The organism is Variovorax sp. HW608 (assembly GCF_900090195.1).
Classification (GTDB): domain Bacteria; phylum Pseudomonadota; class Gammaproteobacteria; order Burkholderiales; family Burkholderiaceae_C; genus Variovorax.
This window is the reverse complement of sequence record NZ_LT607803.1, coordinates 308,628-330,576: the sequence shown is the minus strand read 5'-3', so window position 1 is coordinate 330,576 and position 21,949 is coordinate 308,628. Positions and strand designations below refer to the sequence as shown.

19 protein-coding genes are annotated in these 21,949 nt (G+C 63.1%); 13 read left to right on the top strand and 6 right to left on the bottom strand.

Annotated elements, in window-relative coordinates; translation table 11 throughout:
- Positions 1–8 precede the first annotated feature (8 nt).
- The 5 genes from VAR608DRAFT_RS01455 to VAR608DRAFT_RS01435 all read left to right on the top strand — a co-directional run bounded on the left by VAR608DRAFT_RS01455 (position 9) and on the right by VAR608DRAFT_RS01435 (position 5,980).
- Positions 9–956, top strand: coding sequence for a DNA-methyltransferase (locus VAR608DRAFT_RS01455; RefSeq protein ID WP_088952451.1), 948 nt, complete (start codon positions 9–11; stop codon positions 954–956).
- A 23-nt stretch (positions 957–979) separates the two neighbouring features.
- Positions 980–2,014 carry a hypothetical protein gene (locus VAR608DRAFT_RS01450; protein ID WP_157730544.1) on the top strand — a complete coding sequence of 345 codons (1,035 nt, stop codon included), beginning with the start codon at positions 980–982 and terminating at the stop codon, positions 2,012–2,014.
- An 81-nt stretch (positions 2,015–2,095) separates the two neighbouring features.
- On the top strand, positions 2,096–2,299 hold the full coding sequence (locus VAR608DRAFT_RS01445; protein WP_157730543.1) for a hypothetical protein: 204 nt from the start codon (positions 2,096–2,098) through the stop codon (positions 2,297–2,299).
- Between the two features lie 230 nt (positions 2,300–2,529).
- Positions 2,530–4,947, top strand: a complete 2,418-nt coding sequence (locus VAR608DRAFT_RS01440) for a hypothetical protein (RefSeq protein ID WP_088952448.1) — start codon at positions 2,530–2,532, stop codon at positions 4,945–4,947.
- Positions 4,948–4,960: 13 nt separating this feature from the next.
- Positions 4,961–5,980, top strand: coding sequence for a hypothetical protein (locus VAR608DRAFT_RS01435; RefSeq protein ID WP_088952447.1), 1,020 nt, complete (start codon positions 4,961–4,963; stop codon positions 5,978–5,980).
- A 453-nt stretch (positions 5,981–6,433) separates the two neighbouring features.
- Here VAR608DRAFT_RS01435 and VAR608DRAFT_RS01430 read toward each other — a convergent pair whose 3' ends face one another.
- A complete protein-coding gene (locus VAR608DRAFT_RS01430; RefSeq protein WP_157730542.1) occupies positions 6,434–6,763 on the bottom strand; it encodes a hypothetical protein in 330 nt (109 codons plus the stop codon).
- Between the two features lie 12 nt (positions 6,764–6,775).
- Between VAR608DRAFT_RS01430 and tnpA the strand changes: the two genes are divergently transcribed.
- The 4 genes from tnpA to VAR608DRAFT_RS01410 all read left to right on the top strand — a co-directional run bounded on the left by tnpA (position 6,776) and on the right by VAR608DRAFT_RS01410 (position 9,791).
- Entirely contained in the window at positions 6,776–7,192 is a 417-nt protein-coding gene (gene tnpA, locus VAR608DRAFT_RS01425; protein ID WP_088952445.1) for an IS66-like element accessory protein TnpA, read from the top strand.
- Positions 7,189–7,536, top strand: a complete 348-nt coding sequence (tnpB, locus tag VAR608DRAFT_RS01420) for an IS66 family insertion sequence element accessory protein TnpB (RefSeq protein ID WP_088952444.1) — start codon at positions 7,189–7,191, stop codon at positions 7,534–7,536. Before tnpA ends, tnpB begins: the two co-directional genes overlap by 4 nt.
- A gap of 67 nt (positions 7,537–7,603) precedes the next feature.
- A complete protein-coding gene (gene tnpC, locus VAR608DRAFT_RS01415; RefSeq protein ID WP_088952443.1) occupies positions 7,604–9,235 on the top strand; it encodes an IS66 family transposase in 1,632 nt (543 codons plus the stop codon).
- A gap of 61 nt (positions 9,236–9,296) precedes the next feature.
- Entirely contained in the window at positions 9,297–9,791 is a 495-nt protein-coding gene (locus tag VAR608DRAFT_RS01410; protein ID WP_231972906.1) for a hypothetical protein, read from the top strand.
- On the opposite strand, the gene VAR608DRAFT_RS01405 is transcribed toward VAR608DRAFT_RS01410, so the two are convergent.
- The 3 genes from VAR608DRAFT_RS01405 to VAR608DRAFT_RS01390 form a co-directional block, all read right to left on the bottom strand.
- Complete coding sequence (locus VAR608DRAFT_RS01405) at positions 9,775–11,916, bottom strand: AAA family ATPase (RefSeq protein WP_157730541.1); 2,142 nt, start codon at positions 11,914–11,916, stop codon at positions 9,775–9,777. The two genes, VAR608DRAFT_RS01410 and VAR608DRAFT_RS01405, sit on opposite strands and share 17 nt — an antisense overlap.
- Before the next feature lie 489 nt (positions 11,917–12,405).
- The gene (ligD, locus tag VAR608DRAFT_RS01395) at positions 12,406–14,958 is read right to left on the bottom strand and encodes a DNA ligase D (protein WP_088952440.1); all 2,553 of its coding nucleotides are present in this window, start codon (positions 14,956–14,958) and stop codon (positions 12,406–12,408) included.
- Between the two features lie 698 nt (positions 14,959–15,656).
- Positions 15,657–16,583, bottom strand: a complete 927-nt coding sequence (locus VAR608DRAFT_RS01390; protein WP_231973116.1) for a tyrosine-type recombinase/integrase — start codon at positions 16,581–16,583, stop codon at positions 15,657–15,659.
- 686 nt (positions 16,584–17,269) lie between these two features.
- On the opposite strand from VAR608DRAFT_RS01390, the gene VAR608DRAFT_RS37735 reads away from it, so the two are divergent.
- The 4 genes from VAR608DRAFT_RS37735 to VAR608DRAFT_RS01370 all read left to right on the top strand — a co-directional run bounded on the left by VAR608DRAFT_RS37735 (position 17,270) and on the right by VAR608DRAFT_RS01370 (position 19,649).
- Entirely contained in the window at positions 17,270–17,773 is a 504-nt protein-coding gene (locus VAR608DRAFT_RS37735; protein WP_088952438.1) for an H-NS family nucleoid-associated regulatory protein, read from the top strand.
- Between the two features lie 64 nt (positions 17,774–17,837).
- Positions 17,838–18,503 carry a DUF4304 domain-containing protein gene (locus VAR608DRAFT_RS01380; RefSeq protein WP_157730540.1) on the top strand — a complete coding sequence of 222 codons (666 nt, stop codon included), beginning with the start codon at positions 17,838–17,840 and terminating at the stop codon, positions 18,501–18,503.
- 472 nt (positions 18,504–18,975) lie between these two features.
- On the top strand, positions 18,976–19,389 hold the full coding sequence (locus VAR608DRAFT_RS01375; protein WP_088952436.1) for a hypothetical protein: 414 nt from the start codon (positions 18,976–18,978) through the stop codon (positions 19,387–19,389).
- Positions 19,390–19,442: 53 nt separating this feature from the next.
- A complete protein-coding gene (locus VAR608DRAFT_RS01370; RefSeq protein WP_088952435.1) occupies positions 19,443–19,649 on the top strand; it encodes a hypothetical protein in 207 nt (68 codons plus the stop codon).
- A gap of 220 nt (positions 19,650–19,869) precedes the next feature.
- On the opposite strand, the gene VAR608DRAFT_RS01365 is transcribed toward VAR608DRAFT_RS01370, so the two are convergent.
- Both VAR608DRAFT_RS01365 and prpF read right to left on the bottom strand, forming a co-directional pair.
- Complete coding sequence (locus VAR608DRAFT_RS01365; protein ID WP_088958540.1) at positions 19,870–20,730, bottom strand: isocitrate lyase/PEP mutase family protein; 861 nt, start codon at positions 20,728–20,730, stop codon at positions 19,870–19,872.
- A 20-nt stretch (positions 20,731–20,750) separates the two neighbouring features.
- A complete protein-coding gene (prpF, locus tag VAR608DRAFT_RS01360; protein WP_088952434.1) occupies positions 20,751–21,944 on the bottom strand; it encodes a 2-methylaconitate cis-trans isomerase PrpF in 1,194 nt (397 codons plus the stop codon).
- Between the last annotated feature and the right edge of the window lie 5 nt (positions 21,945–21,949).

Genomic DNA, 21,949 nt, shown 5'->3' with positions numbered 1-21,949 from the left:
ATTCGCTCATGGGAATCAAATCCAAAAACCTCCCCCGCCCCGTGATCGGCGCGACCGCGACGGCCATAGAGGGTCGCTTCCCCGAGGTCAATGTCCTGCCTCGCATCCAACTCATCCTCGCTGACTCGCTCCAATGGATGACCGAGCGCGATGAGAATTCCGTGCATGCGATCGTGACGGACCCACCATATGGTCTGAAAGAGTACGAGCCGACAGACCACTTGAAACTGCGGTCCGGCAAGGGCGGCGTATGGAGAATTCCCCCGTCGTTTGATGGGGCGCGGCGCGCGCCGTTACCTCGCTTCACGGTGCTCACGCCGGCCGAGAGGGAAGCGCTCACAACCTTCTTCAAGGCCTTCGCACATCAAGCGCGTCGCATTCTCGTGCCTGGGGGCCATCTCATCATTGCCTCCAACCCACTGGTCTCGAGCACGACGTTCGCAGCCCTCGAGTCGTCGGGACTCGAAAAACGCGGAGAACTGATTCGTCTTGTCGCAACACTGCGAGGCGGCGATCGACCAAAGGGGGCGGAGGACGAGTTTCCCGACGTGAGTGTCATGCCCCGGTCAGGATGGGAACCGTGGGGCCTGTTCCGCAAGCCAATCTCGGAAAGCACGGTCGCGGCGAACCTGCGCAAGTGGGGCACTGGCGGGTTCATGCGCACCGCTGGTGACGAGCCCTTCTGGGACGTTTTCGAGTGTGCGCCGGCCAGGCCGCACGAGCGTGAACTCGCGCCCCACCCGTCGATCAAGCCGCAAAAGCTGATGCGACACATCGTGCGCGCAGCGCTTCCGATGGGGAACGGGGTCATTTACGACCCGTTCTCCGGCAGCGGTTCTACCCTCGCTGCCGCCGCCAGCGTCGGATATTCGGCCATCGGAACCGAACGTGATCCGACCTACTTCGCGATGGCGTCGAGAGCGATTCCCCAGTTGGCAAACCTCGTCGTGCGATGAGCGCAGATGAGATATTTCAGGAGATGGTCGCTGCGGTAACGCAGACGAATCCCCGGAAGCGACGCCAGTTCCTGCCTGGGCTTCTCGTCGCATTCATCGACCTCATCAATCAGGTTCGTGCGCAAGGCCGTCTTTACAATAGCCTGGACGCTTTTCTCCAAGACTTCCCTCGTCAAGAGCGAACGCATGACGGCGGAAAGGCGAACACGCTGATCGTTGCCACGGGACCCGATACGACCCTCAGTATTCGCCCAGCCTACTCGCGCTTCGAGAAGTGGGCCCGCGGAGAGCACAGCAGGTTCGATTACCCTAGTATGGCGCCTCACGCTACTCAGGCCTGGGGCGACTATGAGCATTGGCTCGCCGGGTTGGTCGGCATGCCAAACAAGCAGCTGAGCTTGTTGGAGCAACGCGTTCGGGCGTTCACCCTGGATCACTTCGCGTCCCACGAGGTCGATGCCAGCACACTGAAGCGTGAGCCTCCGCGGTTTCGCCTCTTCCTGGAGAAGTACGACTTCACGAAGGGCGGGGATCGCTCAGGAGCCGCCTATCAGGGTACGGTCTTCGCGTGGGTGCGCGCCGACTCGCCTCACCTGCAGGTCCAGGTACATAAGGTTCGGACTGGAAGCAAGCGTATCGGCAAGGTAGGCGACGTCGACGCGCGCGATGGTGAGATTCTCGTCCTTGCTGCCGAGGTGAAGCAGTTCAAGGTGAAAACAGAAGACGTTTCCGATTTCACCGAGTTTGCCAATCTCGTGACTCGCCATCGAGCGCTCGGACTAGTGGTCGCCTTGTCGTTCGAAGACGAGGCCAGAAAGGCGCTCGTTGATCTGGGTCTTGAGCCAGTGACCAAGCAGGATCTGATAGATCGCGTCCGCTTGTGGGATGCATTGAAACAGCGGAATGCGGTTCAGGCGCTTCTTTTCTACGTCACCCAGGTCGAACAAAACAAGCCTCTGATCGATTCAGTTCAGGGTTTCTTTGCCGAGCTGGAGAAGTCGTTGGACGAGTCCGGCGACGCTGCTGCCGACCACCAAGGTGGACCATTGAGCGGCTAGCACAAATCGCCGACATGGCCAGCACCGCCTTTCATCATGGCCCTCTGGTTGTTCCTCCAGCGGTGGTTCGCAGATCCGCTCATGCTGGAACCAGTTGGTGAGAACCGACTCCTTGGACCGATGACACAACAAGAGAATCACCTCGACAGCACTCAAGCCCTCGTTTCTGGAGACGCCATAAAGGCGAAGTTCCAAGTTCATGTCTCGACCGAGATTCTCCTGTTTGGCGAGGGCGCTGGTTCCGGCGTTCAAGCGATTCCCCAGCTTTTCCAAGGCCTGTCTTGACGACGTGCAGACCGCCTTGGTCGGCGCGTGAATTCACGGAGTTCTAGATGACCTCGATGTTTCCGTGAAGCTCTTGCCGATGGGAAAGCTTGGGCCGTCTGGCCACGCGTACCGACTTTTGGTCACGATGCGCACCATGGCAGACTCGGAGGTTTCCTTCGGGACGCCGTCGTGACGGCCATATATTCCATTTGTCCGATTGCCCCTATATCTTCGAATCTCAAGCGGAAATGACCAAGTCCATCGAGGCAGTTCTTGCCGAAGCCGAAGAGTTGATTTCTCGGCACAGATACAACGACGCGTTCGACAACCTGGTCAGCCTGTTCCAGCAGTGCAGCCAGGTTGACATCCAGCGGCTGCACGATCCCATCAAGGAAATCATCGGCAGATTCATGCCGAAGAAGCGCCGCTTGCTTAGCGAGGAACTTGACGGCCGCTTGCGGCGCAGTGGCAAGGTCGCCGGCACGGACACGGAGTCTGACACGTCCAGTCACCCCGCACACCCAATCCGTCTGCAGCATTTCGTCGCTTCCTTGGACAGCAGATTCGCTGAACTAAGTGAGTGGCACATCTTTCAATGGTCGACGTATTACCGCGACGAGCTGAAAGTGATCGCCGCCGGCACGGTGGAATTACTGCTTAGCAATAACGATCCCGAAGCCGCCTTTGATGCGGTCGGCTGGGCAATTCAAACGCATTCGAGTGAGATCTTCAGCAAGGGTTTCGACCGGGTCATGTCCCAAGGTCGAGCCACGCAGGAAGCGGCCGTGGCGAAGGCCCTGGGCGGCCTGCGCTCCTTCCTTGCTTTGCCGGTCGAGATCTACGCCGAAGATTCGTCGCGCATCACCGAACCAAAGGGCTGCCGTGCGTTGCGAAGGGTGACTTCCCGGATGCTTCGGGGCATTCTCGCCGGCTTCCTCGCCTCGCGGCTCGGTGAACTCGACGCGCAGGAGCTGCTGGCACGTACTGCCAAGTCCTGGGTCCACGTGTTGCCATTGCTGGAAGAGGCCGACCTCCGTCTGTTGTCCCAAAGCATCGACCTGGGGGCCATCGCATCTATCCTGGGACGCCCGCTCGAACTGCTCGTGCAGGAGCTGGATCACGCCTCCGCCAAAAGCAGTGTCGATGCGGTGGTGGTGACCGCATCCCAGGTCAATATCGATGACGTCTCGATCGACCTGATGCTGAGGCCACCGGCGGACTCCAGCGACACCAGGCCCTTGGAAATTGCCGTCCTGGCCGGCAGCGGTTTGTTGCGGCACCAGATCGAGCGCAGGGCCAAGCTGGGATACATCGCCTGCATGACGCCCAAGCCGGTGCAGGAGTACTGGAAGGGCACGTTTCCAACGAAGGACGTCCGCGACATTGTCGTGCCGATGCCCTCTGAGGGCGGCAGTTCCGTCGGCTTCCTGCTTTCCCGTCTGCGGCTGCGGTTCTACGAGAACACGGTGGTGGTCCAACCAAGCGTTCCGCTCAAGACCAACATTGCGGAACGGTTCCCGTTGGAGAACCCCGGCCAGATGTCGTTCTTCCGTGTGGAGCGGCCGAGCGTCCGGGCGCTGCAAACGACCTTGTCCACCCGCATAGGGGTACTGCTGTGGTGCAGTGTTCGCCGTAGCGGCAAGACTACGGGCGTGAGCGAGCTCGCCAGTGGTATCGAGCATCGGAACGCGGTGTTCCAGCGTTGTGAGATGACCGGCGGCGATAAGGCCAGCCGCATGCTCTACGAGGAGGTCTGCGACGCGCTCGATCGCGCTGCACCGCTGCCCCGCGACTTCCTGCGCAGCATCGTCTCACGCGCCGCGCCAATGGGCGTGGAGGAGAACCGCGGCTCTATCCTCATCGTGGACGAATATGACCGCCTGTTTGGCAGACTGAAGGTGATGGGGCGCCGCAGCGAGGATGCCCGGACCCTGGTGGTACAGCCACTGCTCGATCAACTGGTTGAGTTCGCGACGGAAAACCTACTGATCCTGCTAGGCCAGCAGCCCAACGCGCATTTCATTTTCATGGACCAGAACCAATTGAGCGCCTATGTCCAGCAGGAGCCCTATCCGCTCTTCAGCCACGAGACGGGGTCACCCGAGAGCGAGTTTCTTGAGCTGGTGCGCCGTACTTTCCAGGGGACGTTGACCTTCGATACGTCGTTCGTGGATGCTGTTTTTGAGGAGACCGGCGGCCACCCGTTCCTCGCGGTCAACCTGCTCCGCGACATCGTTGACTGGTTGATCAAGCGCAAGACGATCCCGAGTTCCACCCGACTGACGCGGGCTGTGTACCGCGAGTACGCGGCTGAGGGACTGATGGTCGCTGCGATCGGCAGGAGCACGCACTACAAGTTCTTCCGTGGGGCGGCGAGCGAGGCACTTTCCGAGGCCAGCATCGAGCAATCGCCATGGCTGCATGTGGCCTACAAACTGCTGCGGCACCTGGCCGTGAACAGCGATGCCACCGGCGCCATGAGTTTCGAGAGTGCAGAAGCCTACGTCGATTCCACGCTGGCGAATTCAGCGCTCGGCACTTATACCGGCAACTCTTTTCTGGCCAGTGCGGCGGAGAGCAACTTCGTCGAACTGGTAGATGACCAAGTCCGGGCGAGAATCCCGCTGCTCGCGCGCATTTCTGCGGCTGTCGGTGTCGCCCACTAGTCCCTGTTTGATCATGCTCAGCCCCGACACCATTGCCGATTCACTCCTGCGGTTTCACAGGCAGCAGACCCAAAAGATCGAAGTCTTTTGGATTGAGGCGACGAGTTCGCGCCAACAGCTGGTCGCTGACTTGGCCACGCGCCTTGCCGGGCATCCGATCATGGTCGCGGCAGTCGCCCCGAATCGCTTTCATGACGCCAACGGTGTATCGGACGACTTGAGCCAGACCATCCAGGAAAACCAGACATGGTGCACTCCCCGGGCTAGGGAACTGGTCGCCGAGCATCTAAGGTTCAGCCTGGTGCTCGTTTCAAAGCGACCGTTGGAAATTCCGCAGTTGTCTTCGCCGGTACCGCTACCGGACTGGTTTCCACAATGGCCGGGCGAGATTCTGGTTGCGAACGTGCAGAGTGTGTTTGCCGCGATCACCTTGTCGTTGGGTTCTCCGGACATTCCGCAAGCTGCCATCAACAGTGCCCTATTCGAACTGGAGCAGGCCCTATGTCACCGCCTGCAGGCCGTCGCGAGCTTAACGCCTACCGCAGCCGATGCCCTCATGGCCCTAGTCGGGACCGGGGCGGCGCCTACCAATGTCACGGACCTTATTGCCAGTTCCAGCAGGGGGCTACAGGCACGCAGTGGCTCCGAGTTTCGTCCTGGCGGCGGCATGGACAGTGGGTTCATCGTTTCGCATTTCGCGCGCGTGTGGCGCGACTGCCAGCCGACGAACCGTCACTCACTGGCCAGCCACGCCTCCGCGGCGATGGGCCTGGGCCCTGCCAGTGGTGTCGATGCACAGTACGGCCTGACATCGCTGTTGTCCCGGGGTAAAGAGAAGTTCACGGCGACGCCAGCGCACATCACGTTTTCCCGGAACCTGATGGTGACGGTGTCGGATGTGGTGCAGTTCGTCAACGGAATCCATCATGCAGACGAATTCCCCCAGTTTCCCGCTGTGCTGACCATTACCTTCGCCAAGAATCTAGTCGCTTCTTGCCGAGCTGCGGCGTCAGCGCTTGGGCGGCTTCGATGACGCCGTAGATCGCGGCGTCGCTCAGATCAGCGGCCGTCCGGAATATTGGGGATGCGGAATACTTAACTTTCGCCCAGATACTGCTGAATCCGTCACTTCGAGGAGTCACGCGCATGAGCAACGCCAGCACAGCTCAGGTGATGGTCACTGGAGGCCCCTCGATCTCCGTACCATGGTTCGCCGGCATAAACGCGCAATTGGGAGTTCCTGCTCAACGGCGTTCCCTCGCGATCGGGCATCGATGGCGTCACGTTGAACCCTGGCGACGCCATTGGCTTTTCGTTCGCGTCACGCTAGTGGCCGAGATCCAGGACTTCCACCGCTTCGACAATCCCCAGGGCAGATCGCTCCTCTTCAGTTATCTCTTGAACAGATCACCCGCGGCTGGAGCCTGTTCGCCTTTCCGGGCGAGAGGGCCTCGAGGCCGCGCTTGCTCAAACATGGCGGCGGCCGTCAGTTCATTGAGCCGAGGTGGACGAACGCCATGGCCTGCTTCGCGAACGGGTGCAGCTCCCCATCTGTCACGCTCGAGCGCGGAATCTTGCCCTGGGTGTCATGGTGGAACAGGCTGGCGAACTCGTTGAAGGACCGCAGGTTTTTGACTTGCGGCTTGAGCTGCTCGAGCGGGCTTCCGGCGGGTGCGCCCTCGATAAGTCCAATGATGACCCCCATCGTCACGCCTTCCCGGATGAGCGTAATAGTCCGACGTAGGCCGTTCTTGTTTAACTTGGCGAGGCCAGACAGCATGTGACCTGAAGAAATGGCGCACCAATAGGTGTCCATCAACAGGAGTGCATGTACATCATGAAGAGTGAGGCGGAGCCGAGACGGCGGCATCACGATCGAGCGTTCAAGGCCAAGCTCGTCGAGCAGAGCATGCAACCCGGGGCGTCGGCATCGGCCGTTGCGCGGGAGCATGGCATCAATGCCAACTTGTTGTTCACCTGGCGGCGCGAGCACGCGCGCGCAGGGACCGTGGCCAGGTCTGCGGAATCCGCGGTGTTGTTGCCTGTGCGGCTTGCTGGCCCCGCTGAGGAGATGCTCGCAGAGCAAGGCGCGCAGGAGTCGTCCGGGTTGGCGCCGGCGACGAATCGCTCGTCGCGTCCAGGCGTCATCGAACTGGAGCTCGCCGGAGCCCACCTTCGCCTGCGCGGTACTGTCGACGAAGCCAGTCTGTGCAGCGTCTTGCGCGCGCTGCGCCAATCGGCATGATCGGCCCACGCGCGGGCACCCGGATCTGGCTGGCCGCGGGGGTCACCGACATGCGCTGCGGCATGGACTCGCTCGCCGTCAAAGTGCAGACCGTGCTCACTGAAGATCCTTACGGTGGTCACGTCTTCGTCTTCCGCGGCCGCCGCGGGGATCTGGTCAAGCTGCTGTGGAGCGATGGAGACGGCATGTACCTGCTGGCCCGGCGGCTGGAGCGCGGCCGCTTCGTCTGGCCGCAGGCCGAATCCGGTTCGATCGCGCTGAGCGCGGCACAGCTGTCGATGCTGCTGGAGGGCATCGATTGGCGCCGCCCCGAACGGACCTGGCGGCCACGCGCCGCGGCATAGCCGACACATCGACGTTGACAGGGCAACTCCCGTTGGTGGTGCCGGGTGTGCCTGGCACAGTCATGCTGTGACTCCCGAAGAACTGCTCGCCAGCAACGCCGCCCTCAGCGGCGAGGTGCTGCGTTCGCAGGAGGCGTTGAAGATCGCGCTGCTCACCATCGACAAGCTGAAGGTTGAGCTGGCCTATCTGCGGCGCATGAAGTACGGCCGCTCCAGCGAGCAGCTCGAGCACGCTCAACTCGAACTGGTGGGTGGGCAGGCATCGCCGCCCGTGCCGTTCGAAACTGCTCCGGCGATCGACACCGAGAACGCCGCGGACGGTGCGCAAGGTACGGCCAACATCAGCTCGCTGCAGGACGCTCGCGACAAGCGCAAGGCCCGCCAGCAAGCCGCCGCGCGTGGACTGCCCGATCATCTGCCGCGGCGCACCGTGATGCACATGCCCAGCGAAGCCGGCGGTTGCAAGTGCGAAACCTGCGGCAGTGGGCTGCGCGAGATTGGCCAGGACGTCTCGGAGGTTCTCGATTACGAACCCGGCACCTTCCACGTGGTGCGGCATGTTCGCCCCAAGCTGGCCTGTGGCGGCTGCCGTACGATCTCGCAGGCGCCAGCCGCGAGCCGCCCCATTGCACGCGGCCTGGCCGGCAGCGGCCTGCTCGCCCACATGCTGACGAGCAAGTTCGCCGACCACACACCCCTGTATCGGCTGTGCCAGATCTATGCCCGCGAGGGTGTGGAGCTGTCGCGCTCCACGCTGACGGATTGGGTTGGCCAGGCCGCACGTTTGATGACGCCTCTGGCCGACGCGGTGGGCCGGTATGTTCTACGCGCCGGGAAGATTCACGGCGACGACACGCCCATCCGGGTGCTCGGCGGCAAGGGCAGCCAGGCGCGCACCGGGCGGCTGTGGGTCTACGTGCGCGATGATCGACCTAGTGGCGAGCCGGCCGCTCCTGCGGTTTGGTTCCAGTACTCGGCTAACCGCAAGGGCGAACATCCCGTGCGCCATCTGGAGAGCTTCCGGGGCATCCTGCAAGCGGACGCCTTCGCCGGCTATCACCCACTCTACGAGAACGGCCAGGTCATCGAGGCTGCATGCTGGAGCCACGCGCGCCGTAAGGTGTGGGACATCCACGAACGCCAGCACAAGCTGGCCGGCACCTTGGCGCACCAGGCGCTGCTGCGCATCGGCAAGCTCTTCAAGGTGGAGGCCGAGATCAATGGCAAGCCCCCTGAGGAGCGCCTGCGGGTGCGGCAGGCGCGTACGCGCCCGATGCTCGACGATCTGAAGCTCTGGCTGAACACCGCCTTGGCGCAGCTCTCGGCGAAAGCGCCCATGGCGCTGGCCATCGGCTACACGCTTGGCAACTGGACGGCACTCACGCGCTTCCTGGATGACGGGCGGATCGAGGCACATAACAATGCCGCCGAGCGTGCGTTGCGAGGCGTCGCGATCGGAAGAAAAAATTATTTGCATCTGGGATCGGACACTGGCGGTCACAGCGCAGCGGTGATTTACACCTTGATCGGCACGGCAAAGCTCAGCGGGATCGACCCTCAGGCGTATCTGCGTCACGTGCTCGATCGCATCGCCGACCACCCAGTCAACCGTATCGACGAGTTGCTGCCCTGGATCGTGGCGCCGCAGCTCCAGCAGGCGCGCCCCGCCCGGCACGAGGACCTCGCTCAAGCCGCCTGAGTCCGGCGCGCCGGGCAAAATGACGCCCATGCTGAGCATCTCGCGGATCGAAGACTTGCCCATGGCCACCAGCGCCGAGCTGTACCACCTCAGCTGGGTGATCGAGCAACTGCTGGCCGACCCGCGGCGCATCGTCCAGGCGCGCAGCCAATTGCATCTCGGCCAGCAGGTCCACTACCTGGACTGGGGTGATGGCAAGTGGCGCAAGGTCAGGGTCGTGTCCATGAAGAACGATCGAGTGACGGTACTCGACGAGGCCAGCGCCAAGCAGTTCAGCTTGCCGTACGCGGCCATCATGACCACGGATCCGACCGCGACGCCGAAGGGAGAGCAAGGCGCGGCTCCAACCCAATCAAAGCCCAGCCCACCGCCAGAGGTCTCGCGGCGCGAAAACGTCCATGTCGGCCAGCGCGTGAGCTTCGTCGACCAGAACCTGCAGCGACACGTTGGACAGGTCACGCGCATCAACCAGCGCACGGCCACCGTCCATGCCGACGGGCGCGCTTGGCGGGTCGCCTTCGCGCTGCTCCAGCCCGTCATCAACGTCCCCGTCTGACGCTCAGCAGACCCGGTCCGTCGGCAGCGACAACGGCACTGATCGGACTATTACGGATGAGCCCCGGGAAGCGCCGATGCAAATTTCCCTCGACAAGGACCCGCAGCGCCTGAGCCACATGCAGGAGGTCGTCGGGTGCGGCGCCCGACAGGTAGTTCCACGTCGTCCTGTAGCGCTTGTAGTAGTCCGACTCGCACATCATCGAAAAGTCGGCTGGCGCCAGCTCAGAGAACTCACCCACGCGGCGAATCTGCAGTGAAAGGACCTCGGGCACCTTCTCCTCAGCCATGACCTTCTCAAGCTCGTAGAGGAAAAATGCGTCGTGCGCCAGGACGATGACCTGCGCGCACTTCTTGGCCACTTCACAGAGCGCCGCGATGGTCTGCGAGCGGCGGTTGCTGTCGAGCGAAGCGAAGACGTCATCCATCACCACGATGCTGCCGGCGCAGCTCTTCTCGTGCAGGGCCTTCGCGAGGAAGAACGCCAGCGCCAAGCTGCGCTTGTCGCCGTCAGAGAGGACTGTGCTGAAGGACGGAGCATTCGCCGCAGCCTTTCCTGCGGCCACGTGCTTCTCGCGAACCAGCACGCCGTACTCCGTGCGAGGCGTAGGGCCGCCCACGTAGCTGTAGTTCAGCTTGCTGACCTTGAAGGGCGTGCGCAAGTGAGTTAGCCACTTGTTGATGTCGCCCTCGTACTCCGTCAGCATCGACGACATCAGCTTGTCCAGTTCTTCCCGCGCGGTCGCCTTGGCCTTCTCCTGATTGTTCCGCTGATCATCGGCTTGCTTTCGTTCGTCGACGATGGCGACCACATCGGCGCCGTGACGGGCCTTCTGCGCCCGCACTCGAGCCAAGCTCGCTTCCAGCTGAGTCTTGTTCTCGGCCTGCAGGCCCTTCTTGAAATCAGCAATCTTCGTGTTTGCAGCCTCGACCGCGGCGTTGTACTCGCCGAGCACCTGAAGGATGGTGTCGCGGGCGTTGATGGCCTGCTTGAGGATGCCCGTGTCCAAGGGCTCCAGCGGCTGCTTGGCCTTGGCGTCGGCCGCCGTCTCGAGGCAATCGCGGATTCTCTGAGCGAAGACCTTCAATTCGGCGGTGTCGGGCGCAGGGCAGTCGAGCTGCAGCTGCTCGACCCATGCCTGCGCACGGTCGCCGTTCGCCTGGAACTCGCTGGCCCAGGAGTCGATGGTGCTGTCGCTGAGCGAACGACGGGCCAGGCCCGGGAGCGCCTGGATGCGGCTGTTGTGCTCGTTGTACGCCGCGTTGAAGAACGTGCCGTAGGCCTCGATGATGTCCAGGCCCTTCGTCGGTTGGCCGCAGAAAGGGCAGTTGTCGTTCTTGAGGAAACGCTGACCATCGCCAATCCACCGCTCTGAATCCGAGCCGCCGTGGCTCTGCACGTGTGCCTTGACCAACGCACCTGCGTTTTCATGCATCTGTTTGAACGAGCTCTTGAGGACGGCTTCGAAATCGTTGAACTCGACCTTGGGCAAGGTCAGCAGCTTCAACGCAGCGCGCTGACTAAGCGTCGTCGCCGAGTTCGCGTTTGCGATTCGCGTCTCGTAGTCGGCAATCTTCTCTTCGGCCTGCGGTTCTTCGGGCAGCGCCAGGAAGGCCGTCACCGACATCGCGCCCCGGTAGCCCTGGAGCTTGCCCTCCGCCACGCTGCGAGCTTTTGTCGCCGCCGTCATGGCCTCGTGAGCGTCATCAACCTCCTTCTTCTTCGCCACGGCAGCGGTGCCCAAGGCGAAGTCGAGGAGGGACTGGTGATGGTCGGCCTGGACTTCGCCGCCGGCGTACACGTTGCGTTCAATGAACGCCTGGTCGAAGACCATCAAGCTCGGCATCGCGGCGTCCCAAACGCCACCGTCGAACGTGACGTTGGTCCCGCCCGTGGGCAGCTTGAAGCGGAACTGGGCACGTGCCGCACCTGTACCACCAATCGTCGCCCGCGCAGCCATGGCCTGGGCGTCAGCAGCAGCGCAAGCACGCATCACCGCCGACAGTGTCGACTTGCCCCGCCCATTGTCGGCGTAGATGAGCGTCGCCTGCTTGAGTTCGACCGCGTTGGCGAGCGGGTTCGCGAACAGACCCACGCCGTCCAGCTTTAGGATTTTTTCCAGCACGATGTTTCCTCCTGCCATACGTAGAAAGGATTCTCCCAAAGCCGGGGACCGTGCTGGACGACAGCAGCCACGACGGCAATGAGGCGGGCGATGAGATGCGCGATGCCCAGCTCGAGGCTGCCGGGGATCGGGTGCTGCGATATCGCGGCGTCCCCGACATTGACCGAGTGCAAGCGGACTTTGCACCGCCTCCGGCGCCCGACCACCAGGGGAGGATCGATCCCACGTGGTGAATGCAATTGGCGGGCGATCGAGACCGCCGCTGGCCCCGGTGTGGTCGTTCGCGAGGACTTTCCTGCTACACCTCACGACAGTCTTGTCGACTGAAGACTGCGGTCTGCTCGACACATGCTCCTGTTTTCTGTGGATAACATTGTGGGTTGAGCGAGGACGGCACCGATCGGAGCCATAGCCGGCGCGGCTTGGCACTACGGTGCTCAAATTTCGAGCTTTCGGAGGCCATGGGAGGCAAGATCCCCACGCACCCGGTCAAGCCGGATAGCCGAGCTTCTTCATCGCACCGCTGAGCGTCTGCTTCCTTTTCCAGTACGCCGCCCACGGATTGATGGTCTGAAACGACAGGTGCTCTCGCGCGGTCGCGATCGTCCAATGCGCGCCGCTCTTGAGCTCCGCAAGGTCCTCCCACGTCACCGGCATCGACACGCCCAGGCCCGGCCGCGCACGCGCAGAGAAAGCCGCTGCCGTTGTCGCGCCGTACCCGTTGCGCAGGTAGTCGACAAAGAGCTTGCCTTTGCGATTCGCGGGCCCGCTCTTCGTCACGAAGCGCGACGGGATCGCGCGCGCGAGGTGCTGCACCACGGCTTGCGAGAAGCCCTTGACCGTGTCGTAGTCGAGCCGCGGCGCGATCGGCACGACGACATGCAGGCCCTTGCCGCCGCTCGTCTTCAGCCAGGCCTCGAGTCCGAGCTCGTTCAGCAGCACGCGCACCAGCACCGCGGCATCCTGCACGTGCTGCCACGATGTACCTTCGCCGGGATCAAGATCGAAAATGATGCGATCGGGGTTGTCGATCGCCCTCGCTGTCGAATTCCACGTGTGGAACTCGATCACGTTCATCTGCGCAGCGCTGGCCAGGGCGTGCGCAGTCGGGACCTCCAGCATGCCGGCATGTCCTGGCCACAGCGCCGGGTCCATTTCTCGGATGCCGGGAATGCTGATCTTCTCATCGTGCTTCTGGAAAAAGAGCTCCCCGGCAATGCCCGAAGGCCCACGTACAAGCGCGCAAGGGCGCCCTTGCAGATGCGGAAGCATCCAGTCTGCGACCGATTCGTAGTAGCGCACGAGATCCAGCTTCGTGAGCCCGGTACTCGGATCGATGACGCGATCACCGTGGCTCACCTTGATGCCGCCGACGGCGGCCTTCGCGGTCCGTATCGGCCCGGCGCCGATCTGCTTCGCTATTTCGCGCACGATCGCGGCCGCGGGCTTGTCCGCTCGCAGCGCGACGTATGAGGGATGCCGGATCTGGCCATCCGGCGTCCATTCCGAGAAGGCCACCTCGGCAACCAACATAGGCTGGACCCATCGCTCACTGCCTGGCGAGCGCTTCGACCACCTGCCGGGCTTGGCCGCACCTGCGGCAAAGGGCGGTCTGTCGATCTCGATTTTCGAAAGCCGCTGCTTGAGCGCCGCGGCCTCTTTGGCGCCCCATCCAGTCCCGACGCTGCCGACCGACACGAGCGCGCCGGCAGCGTCGTGCACGCCGAGCAGCAGGCTTCCGACTTGAGCGGGGCCGCCGGTCCGGTCCGTGTATCCAGCGATGACGAATTCCTGCCGTAGCTGGCATTTGAGCTTGAGCCAGGTCTCCGTGCGCCGTGATGCATAGGGCGCGTCGGCGCGCTTTGCCATCACGCCTTCGAGACCCATCCTGCATGCCGAGCTCAGGATCGATGCCGGATCTGCCTCGAACGCTTGGGACAAGCGCAGGCGGTCGGTGCCACGCTCCGCGAGCAGTTTGCCGAGCAGTTGGCGGCGATCGCGCAGGGGCACGTCCCGCAGGTCATAGCCCTCGAAGTAGGGCGCATCGAAGAGGAAATAGATGATGCGCTCTGCGCCGGTTCCTCGATCGAAGGCATTCTGCAGCGCGTTGAATTTCGGCACGCCACGTTCGTCGAGCACGACGATCTCACCATCCAGCCACGCCGACTCGACGCCGAGCTGTTCCGCCTCACGCTTCAGGTCCGGCATCTTGGCCGTCCAATCGTGTCCTCCACGGGTCAGGAGCTTCGCCTTGCCGTTCTCGATGCGGGTCATCAGGCGATAGCCGTCGAACTTGATTTCGTAGATCCATTGGCCCGCAGTCGGCACCCCGGTGGCCAGCGTCGCGAGCTGCGGGTCCAGCTTGAGGGGGGAGGGCGCTTTCACGGCGCCGGCGCCGACCATGTCGCCGGCGGACTGCCGTGCCCCGCTCTTGCGCCGCCCCGCCGACGATGCGCCGCCGGCGGCCGCTGCAGGCGCCAACGGCTTCGCGATGACGCTGTCAGGCAGAGCACTGATGACGTCGTACTCCGCCCTCGGCCTGGCGAACGAGTCGCGCTTCTTGAACAAGATCCAAGGCTCTTGCCGCTCGCCGCCTTTGGCGATCTTCACGAGCTCCCACAGGCCTGCGAGCTTCTGGCCGTGCAGATGAAAAAGAAGCTTGCCCTTTTGCATGCCCTCGTGAGGATCGCCGACAGGCTCCCAGGTGCCGTTGTCCCAGACGATGACGCTGCCCGCACCGTACTGCTTCGGCGGAATCGTCCCCTCGAATGACCCATAGGACAGCGGATGGTCCTCGACATGGATTGCCATGCGCTTTTCGGTCGGATCGAAGCTCGGTCCTTTCGGCACGGCCCATGAGAGCAGCACGCCATCGAGTTCCAGGCGGAAGTCGTAGTGCAGGCGTGTTGCGGCGTGCTTCTGAATCACGAAAGACAGCGCCCTCGAACGCACGGTGGCACGGCGGCCGCGCGGCTCTGTTGTCAATCCGAAGTCGCGCTTCGACCAGTATTTCTCCAGGGGGTCGGCTTGCTTCGCCGGCATGACGGCAGCGCCTGTAGATCCGCGCTATCGCCGCGCCTTGGCCAACTGCGCGGGGTCTGCGCCTCGCCACGGTGCGCGCTTCGCTGACTTGCGCGGCCCAAACTGGAGGAGCGACATTGGGGATGCCGCTTCGCCTGGTCGTGCCGGCTCTTCCGAGATCTTCTGCATGCCCTCGGAAAATTCGAGACACCCGCGTTCGAACTCGGCGATCGCGCAAAGGTACTCCTGGCGTGCGGCTTTGTGCTTCATGGGTCGCCCAGTGTGCGCGCTTTTGACAGCGCGCGCATCAGGTGCCGCCATCCGGCGAAGACAAGCCGGATCACCATGGCGGCCGCCTATGGCTTCTTCCTGCGCGTGCCGGAGCTCTTCGCCGCCGCAGATGCGCTTGGCGCGAACCTTCGCTGCCGGCGCTGCAGCACCAGGCCGCCTGAGCGAATACAGCACCCGTAGGCAGCGGAACTCGCGGCCCTGCACCTTCCTGCGCTCGCGCACAAGCTGGCCCGTGAACCCGGTCTGTGGCCGGAAGCGCGGGATTGTGAGGCGACACGACAAACTGCCCCCCCGCCGAACCTTGTCTTCTACTGTGACTCAGGTTCGAAATGCGCACCTCGACTGCCCGAATACCGATCGGAGGTCACGGTCTGAGACGAGCCGATGATCGGACCCATCGGAACGGGGGGCCAGACTGCCGCGGCGTCTCAGACCACTTCGACCGGCCTGGGCACCACGTGCTCATAGCGTTTCATCTTCACAGCCTCGATGCCGAGCCACCTGGCGACCTGCTCGGGAGGGCTGCCACGGCGCAATTGCCTGATCGCGAAGGTGTGGCGCAACCGGAAAGAGCCGCCTTCCTGCGAATCGACGCCGGCTTCCTCGAGAACGCGCCGGGCGCATTCGTATTGCGATGGCTTCTGCCACTGCTTGCCCGTTCGCGTAGAAGGAAACAGGAAGGCCCCGGCAATGGCCAGTTCGGAACGCACAACAAGCCAATGCCGAAGCAGCTCAGCAGCCCATGGGGCCACCGGCGCTTCCCGCGCCGGCGAATTGCCGTCCCCCGGCACGTGGAGCTTCCAGGGCCGCTCGCGCACCCGCCCGCCTTGCGAGACAGGCGAGTCCAGGGTCAGGGCGCGCACGTCCCCGGGGGTGAGGCCGACACCCAGTTGCAAGGCCACCGAGACCCGATTGCGCACCTCTTGCCAGGTGAGTGCCGCCCGGGCATCGCGGCGCGAGCCGGGCCGAGGCCGGGCTTCGGAGAGGAATGCGATGAGCTGCCTGGCTTCCGCCGTCGAGAGGTACTCGGGCAGAGGATCGGCCTGCGCCGAATCCGCATACCGCACCATCGGGTTGGAGGCGATCCAATCGGCGGCCGACGGATTGGGCGCGGCATCGATCTGTGCTGCGTGGTGGCGCAGAACCCGATCAATGAGACGCATCAGCCGCAGGGCATAACGCGGCGTGAGCGATAGATCGGAGGTCTTGCGCCCGAAGCGAGCGGCCTGGAAGGCATGCAAATCAGCCAGACCAAGGGATGACAAGGTCACGACCGGCGACTGAGCCAGGCACCAGGCCGAGAAAGCGGCCCACATGTCCTGATAGACCGAGATCGAGCCATCGCGCCGCAGCAATCCCGAGTCGCGCTGATCACGCAGCCAATGCTCGAAGGCCTGCGCAAAGGCGAGTACGTGTCCGGTGGGTGGCAGTTCCTCGAACAGCGAGAGAGATGGATTCATAAGCATGGGCGAGGAGGATAAAACAAGCTAACGGAGAACACGAGTAGAAAGGCAGCATTTCTCCGGCGGAGACAGGGTGGCGTTGCGTGCGGGGTTGTTGGTGCCGATTTGGCATTGGCTTCCAGTTAGTTTGTTTTTTCGTTGATTGGCCTGTCTCAAACTGGGGCACCGGCTTTGGCACTCTGCGCGGAAGCCGCTCGCCTGAGCGCAGAGGGTGTGCGCGACCGCGACTCCGTGGTTCCTAGGCGGCCACATGCGTTGTGCGGTCTGACGTCCGGAGACTCACGCGTTCGGCTTCCGGCCCAGCAACTGCTGTCACTGGTGTTCCAGGGTGGAGCTACGGCCCCTCGCGTCAACTCAGCCGGTTCATCCAATGCTCAAACGCAGGGACTCGTGACGGATGTCGAACGTGTGATTGCCATGCCACTTTGCTGCGTTCTCTCTGATCTTCTTTGGGTTGGGTATCCAGGAATGCCAGTCGATGCTCGTGCCGCAATTGAATGCGATGAGTCGGTGTTTGGCGATGACGGTTACTGGAATCCGTTAGAGTTGCACTCTCCAATTCGATGAGGTAAACGATCGTGACTCAGACCTACGAGCAGATTCAAAAGCAGATCGAAGCGCTGCAGCGCCAGGCAGACAGCATCCGCGAACAGGAAGTCGCGGGCGTTATTTCTCGCATCAAGGTCGCTATTGCGCACTACGGCCTCACGGCCGAGCAACTCGGATATGGTTCAAAGGCTAAGTCCATACGCGCGACGCCCAAGTCCTTTAAGTCAAAAGATTTGAAAGTTGGCTATTCCGATGGCCTGGGCAACTCCTGGAGCGGCCGTGGTCCGCGTCCGCGCTGGTTGCGTGATGCCCTGGCGTCAGGAAAGACGCTCGAAGAACTGGCGGCCGGGGGTTTGCCGAATTCGACCTCGAAGGTGCAACCATCGCGCGTGAAGTCCGCGACGAAAAAGCGCAAGTCCAAGGTCAGCTACAGGGATGATGCGGGTCACTTCTGGTCTGGATTCGGTCCACGACCCAAGTGGCTCACCGAGGCACTCGCGAAGGGACGCACATTGGAGGAACTCGCGGCCTGATCGTTCGCGCGCGTTTTCGGCATCCGAGCCAAGCGTCGCTTCGCTGTGGGGTCTTGAGCCCTGCATGCATGCCTTGAACGCTTGGCATACCGCGCACCGCATATCGGCTCGATCTTCGGGCACGCCTCAGGATTCGATCCCTGGTGCTCACGAGGCAGCCGAGGTTCATCGACATCGAAACGGCATCGCCGCCGGACGGGCGGTGAGCGGCCGGTCGCATGCGCCACAGAATTCATTGGGTGTCTCGGCCCATTCAAGGACGAAGCTTGTCATGTCAGCACGCGCGTTGGGGAGAGCGCTCGCATCCGAACTTCATAGAGCAGCACTCAAGAGGAGAGGCTTCAAGAAGTTCAGGAACACCTTTAGCCGAGAGCACGACGAGTATGTTGAAATGCTGCGGCTTCAGGGAAGCGGCTGGAACTCCGGCGCTGCCCCATGGATGTTCTACGTGAACATCAGCGTGCGCTTCAAGAATCTGCCCGGCTCTTTGGCCTCGCAAGGTTCCAAATACGACGCGGACGGCCGGATCGAGAGAATTGTCCAGGAGGCTCCGGCCCGTTTCGAACTCACCGGGCAGAATTTCAACGAAGTGGTGGCGCTGCTGGCCAGCCTCAGCGAAAAGGCCAGCGCACTCTTGCCGGAACTGCTGGTCCCTGTTCGGGAGCGTGCAAGTCGTGGGCTGTATTCGTCGATTCCTGTGCCAGGGACAGGAATCGTCGGCGAGGCATGAACTGCGCCATCGATGCGCCAGATAAGCGCCATTTGTTCGGAGATCGAAGTTGGCAGTCGCTCGCTTCGATGTGCTTCCGGAAGCAGGTGGACATCTGGCCGGCGACGAGCGATCGCCACAGCCGCACCGTCGCCCCCGCGTGATCTACGCTGGTCAGGGCGCATGCCGCCCAGGTGAGCCCATATCTCTCGTGCCAGTGGCAAGCCCCCCATCCCACACAGCTGGCCTTAGCCATCGAAGACTGCTGACACAGCCATCTCCCCACCCAGCCAATTCCTTCACGCTTCGGAACGCTCGTTGCGCCGCGACATCACTGAGCGCACACCCCGGCAGTAGGATCGGCCAACGCTTTCAACGAACACCTGAAAGGGGAACCATGGACAGTGCGGACATGAGTACATTGCCACATAGCCTGGAGGCCATTCCTGCACGGGAGAGAGTTCCGTCCGACACACGGACATTCTCGGAAATCGTGGCCGACTTCTTCCGCAAGAACGGTCAGGCGAGCGAGGCCGAGGCTCCGGCGAGGGCCGGCTCCTCGCACGTGGATGCGGTCCGCGAGGCTCCAACTGGGAAGCCCGACGTGACCAATGCTGTGCTCCTGAAGCACTGGAACGCCATCAAGGCCGACGGCATCAGCGCATCACGGTTCATCGCTTTCCTGCAGCCGCTGGCAAACCTTGACGGGATCGCGGTGTCGTACACGTATTTCGACGACGATGGCCATGAGCACACCTACAACCGTCGGCGAGATGACCTGTCGAGTGAGAACCCGCTTTCCAAGGACATCCGGGCCGGGCGGCTGTCGAAGGAAAAGGCGCTCACCTTTGCCCTCAATGAGGAGGGCAGGGTCTGGATCGAGACCAACTTTCACGAACTCAAGTAGCCCCCTCGTCGAGCCGTCTTGAAGGTGACGCGTACGCGGCGCAGACTGGGCTAATGTCTCACCCGAACATCGAGCTGTTCGAGCTGCTTTCTCTCACGCTGGACCTCCAGGGCAGCAACGAGGGCCTGGACGATGCGATTGCCGAGCTGGCGGGGTGGATGGATCTGGCGCGCGACCACCTCACTGATGATGACTGGGCGGTTCTTGGCTGGATTGGAGCTGTGCTCTACCGGGAGCGCCTGCGGCGCAGGCCGGCTTGAGGGCGGAAGAAAAGCTATGGGCGGGCATCCCTGCCGTTCGACAGGTAGCCCACCTTGGGGTGACGGTACTTCAGTTCGTGGGTCAGGGCATCGTTGCGGGCGTTTTGGGCGTCGTCACCCGCGACATTGACCGCTGATGGAATGACCGTCCTTTATGGGGAGGAACAGATCTCCAGGACGATCACGCGGGCCAAGGTAGAAGTTGGCGCCGCGCGACGGTTCATGTGTAGCGTTTCTCCATCGCATCCCATTCCGGCTTGCCGACCAGTCGCTGTCGTTCAGCGAAGGGCGTGACGAGCCCGCTCGATTCCTGCACTTCCTTCTCGTCGCGCAGCACCGTCAGTGCCTTCTGCATGCCGGCCACCGCACCCTGCAGCGCGGCATTGGCATAGAGCACGATGCCGTAGCCGAGCTCGCCGAGTTGCTCGGCATTGAAGATCGGTGTACGACCACCGATGACCATGTTCATCAACTGAGGCTTTCCCAGGCGCCGGGGCAATGCACGAACTTCCTCAGCCGTGGTCACGGCCTCGACGAAGAGGATGTCAGCGCCGGCCTCGGCGAACTTCTGAGCGCGTTCGATGGCCGCTTCGAAGCCGTGAATGGCTGCCGCATCGGTGCGGGCCATGATCATGAGGTCCGCATCCTGGCGCGCATCGACGGCCGCCTTGATCTTGCTTACGGCTTCCTCTGTCGAGATCACCTCCTTGCCCGAGAAATGGCCGCAACGCTTGGGCGCAACCTGGTCCTCGAACTGGATGCAGTCCGCTCCGGCACGCTCCAGCACGCGCACGGTGTGGTGCACGTTGAGCGCATTGCCGAAGCCGGTGTCGGCGTCGACGATCAGCGGCAGCCGCACCGCATCACGGATGCGCGCGGTGTGATCCGCGATTTCCGCCAGCCCCATGAAGCCTTGGTCGGGCATGCCGAACCACATGTTGGTGACGCCGGCGCCGGTGACGTAGATTGCCTCGAAGCCGAGGTCCTCGATCACCTTGGCCGAGAGCGCGTTGAAGGCACCCGGCACCAGCACGCCACGGCGCGCTTCGGCGAGGGATTTGAGTTGCTTGCGGGTAGACATGGACATACGTGAACTTCCAATCAGAAACTGTCGCCGGGCACGCGCACCCAGCCTTCCATCAACACACGGGCGCTTCGGCTCATGACGGCCTTGGTCACTTGCCACTGCCCATCGGCCCGCATGGCTTCGGCGCCCACGCGCAGCGTGCCCGAGGGATGGCCGAAGCGCACGGCGTTGCGCTCGCCGCCGCCCGCAGCGAGATTGACGAGCGTGCCGGGAATCGCCGCCGCGGTGCCGATCGCCACGGCCGCCGTGCCCATCATCGCGTGGTGCAGCTTGCCCATGGAGAGGGCGCGCACCAGCAGATCGACGTCCGCCGCCCGTACGGCCTTGCCGCTGGAGGCCACGTAATCCGCAGGCGGCGCGACGAAGGCGACCTTCGGCGTGTGCTGGCGCTTCGCCGCCTCGCCGATCTCCTTGATCAGGCCCATCTTCACGGCGCCCCACGCACGGATGGCCTCGAAGCGCGCCAGCGCCTGAGCATCGCTGTTGATCGCATCCTGCAGCTCGGTGCCCGTGTAGCCGATGTCGCTCGCATTCACGAAGACGGTCGGGATGCCGGCATTGATCAGCGTGGCCTTGAACGTTCCCACGCCCGGCACTTCCAGCTCGTCGACCAACCGGCCGGTCGGGAACATGGTTGTGCCGCCTTCGCCTTCACCCTCGTCCGCCGGATCGAGGAATTCGAGCTGCACCTCGGCGGCCGGGAAGGTCACGCCATCGAGCTCGAAGTCGCCCGTCTCCTGCACCTGCCCGCCGGTGATCGGCACATGGGCGACGATGGTCTTGCCGATGTTGGCCTGCCAGATGCGAACGGTGCAGATGCCGTCCTGCGGAATGCGCTCGGCCGGCAGCAGGCCGTTGCCGATCGCAAAAGGTCCGACCGCCGCCGACAGGTTGCCGCAGTTGCCCGACCAGTCGACGAAGGCGCTGTCGATGGACACCTGGCCGAACAGGTAGTCCACCTCATGGTCCGGGCGACTGGAGGCCGACAGGATGACGGCCTTGGAAGTCGACGAGGTGGCGCCGCCCATGCCGTCGATCTGCTTGCCATAGGGATCGGGGCTGCCGACCACGCGCTGCAGCAAACGGTCGCGGGCGGGGCCCGGTTGCTGAGCCGAGTCGGGCAGGTCCTGCAGGCGGAAGAACACGCCCTTGCTGGTGCCGCCGCGCATGTAGGTGGCGGGAATTCTGATCTGGGGTGCTGCGTTCATGGGGC

Excerpts from the sequence above, each read along its gene's own strand:
- VAR608DRAFT_RS01455 (WP_088952451.1), top strand. The coding sequence starts at position 9 with ATGGGAATCAAATCCAAAAACCTCCCCCGCCCCGTGATCGGCGCGACC.
- VAR608DRAFT_RS01450 (WP_157730544.1), top strand. The coding sequence starts at position 980 with ATGGTCGCTGCGGTAACGCAGACGAATCCCCGGAAGCGACGCCAGTTC.
- VAR608DRAFT_RS01445 (WP_157730543.1), top strand. The coding sequence starts at position 2,096 with ATGCTGGAACCAGTTGGTGAGAACCGACTCCTTGGACCGATGACACAA.
- VAR608DRAFT_RS01440 (WP_088952448.1), top strand. The coding sequence starts at position 2,530 with ATGACCAAGTCCATCGAGGCAGTTCTTGCCGAAGCCGAAGAGTTGATT.
- VAR608DRAFT_RS01435 (WP_088952447.1), top strand. The coding sequence starts at position 4,961 with ATGCTCAGCCCCGACACCATTGCCGATTCACTCCTGCGGTTTCACAGG.
- VAR608DRAFT_RS01430 (WP_157730542.1), bottom strand. The coding sequence starts at position 6,763 with ATGGACACCTATTGGTGCGCCATTTCTTCAGGTCACATGCTGTCTGGC.
- tnpA (WP_088952445.1), top strand. The coding sequence starts at position 6,776 with ATGTACATCATGAAGAGTGAGGCGGAGCCGAGACGGCGGCATCACGAT.
- tnpB (WP_088952444.1), top strand. The coding sequence starts at position 7,189 with ATGATCGGCCCACGCGCGGGCACCCGGATCTGGCTGGCCGCGGGGGTC.
- VAR608DRAFT_RS01410 (WP_231972906.1), top strand. The coding sequence starts at position 9,297 with ATGGCCACCAGCGCCGAGCTGTACCACCTCAGCTGGGTGATCGAGCAA.
- ligD (WP_088952440.1), bottom strand. The coding sequence starts at position 14,958 with ATGCCGGCGAAGCAAGCCGACCCCCTGGAGAAATACTGGTCGAAGCGC.
- VAR608DRAFT_RS01380 (WP_157730540.1), top strand. The coding sequence starts at position 17,838 with ATGCATGCCTTGAACGCTTGGCATACCGCGCACCGCATATCGGCTCGA.
- VAR608DRAFT_RS01370 (WP_088952435.1), top strand. The coding sequence starts at position 19,443 with ATGTCTCACCCGAACATCGAGCTGTTCGAGCTGCTTTCTCTCACGCTG.
- VAR608DRAFT_RS01365 (WP_088958540.1), bottom strand. The coding sequence starts at position 20,730 with ATGTCTACCCGCAAGCAACTCAAATCCCTCGCCGAAGCGCGCCGTGGC.
- prpF (WP_088952434.1), bottom strand. The coding sequence starts at position 21,944 with ATGAACGCAGCACCCCAGATCAGAATTCCCGCCACCTACATGCGCGGC.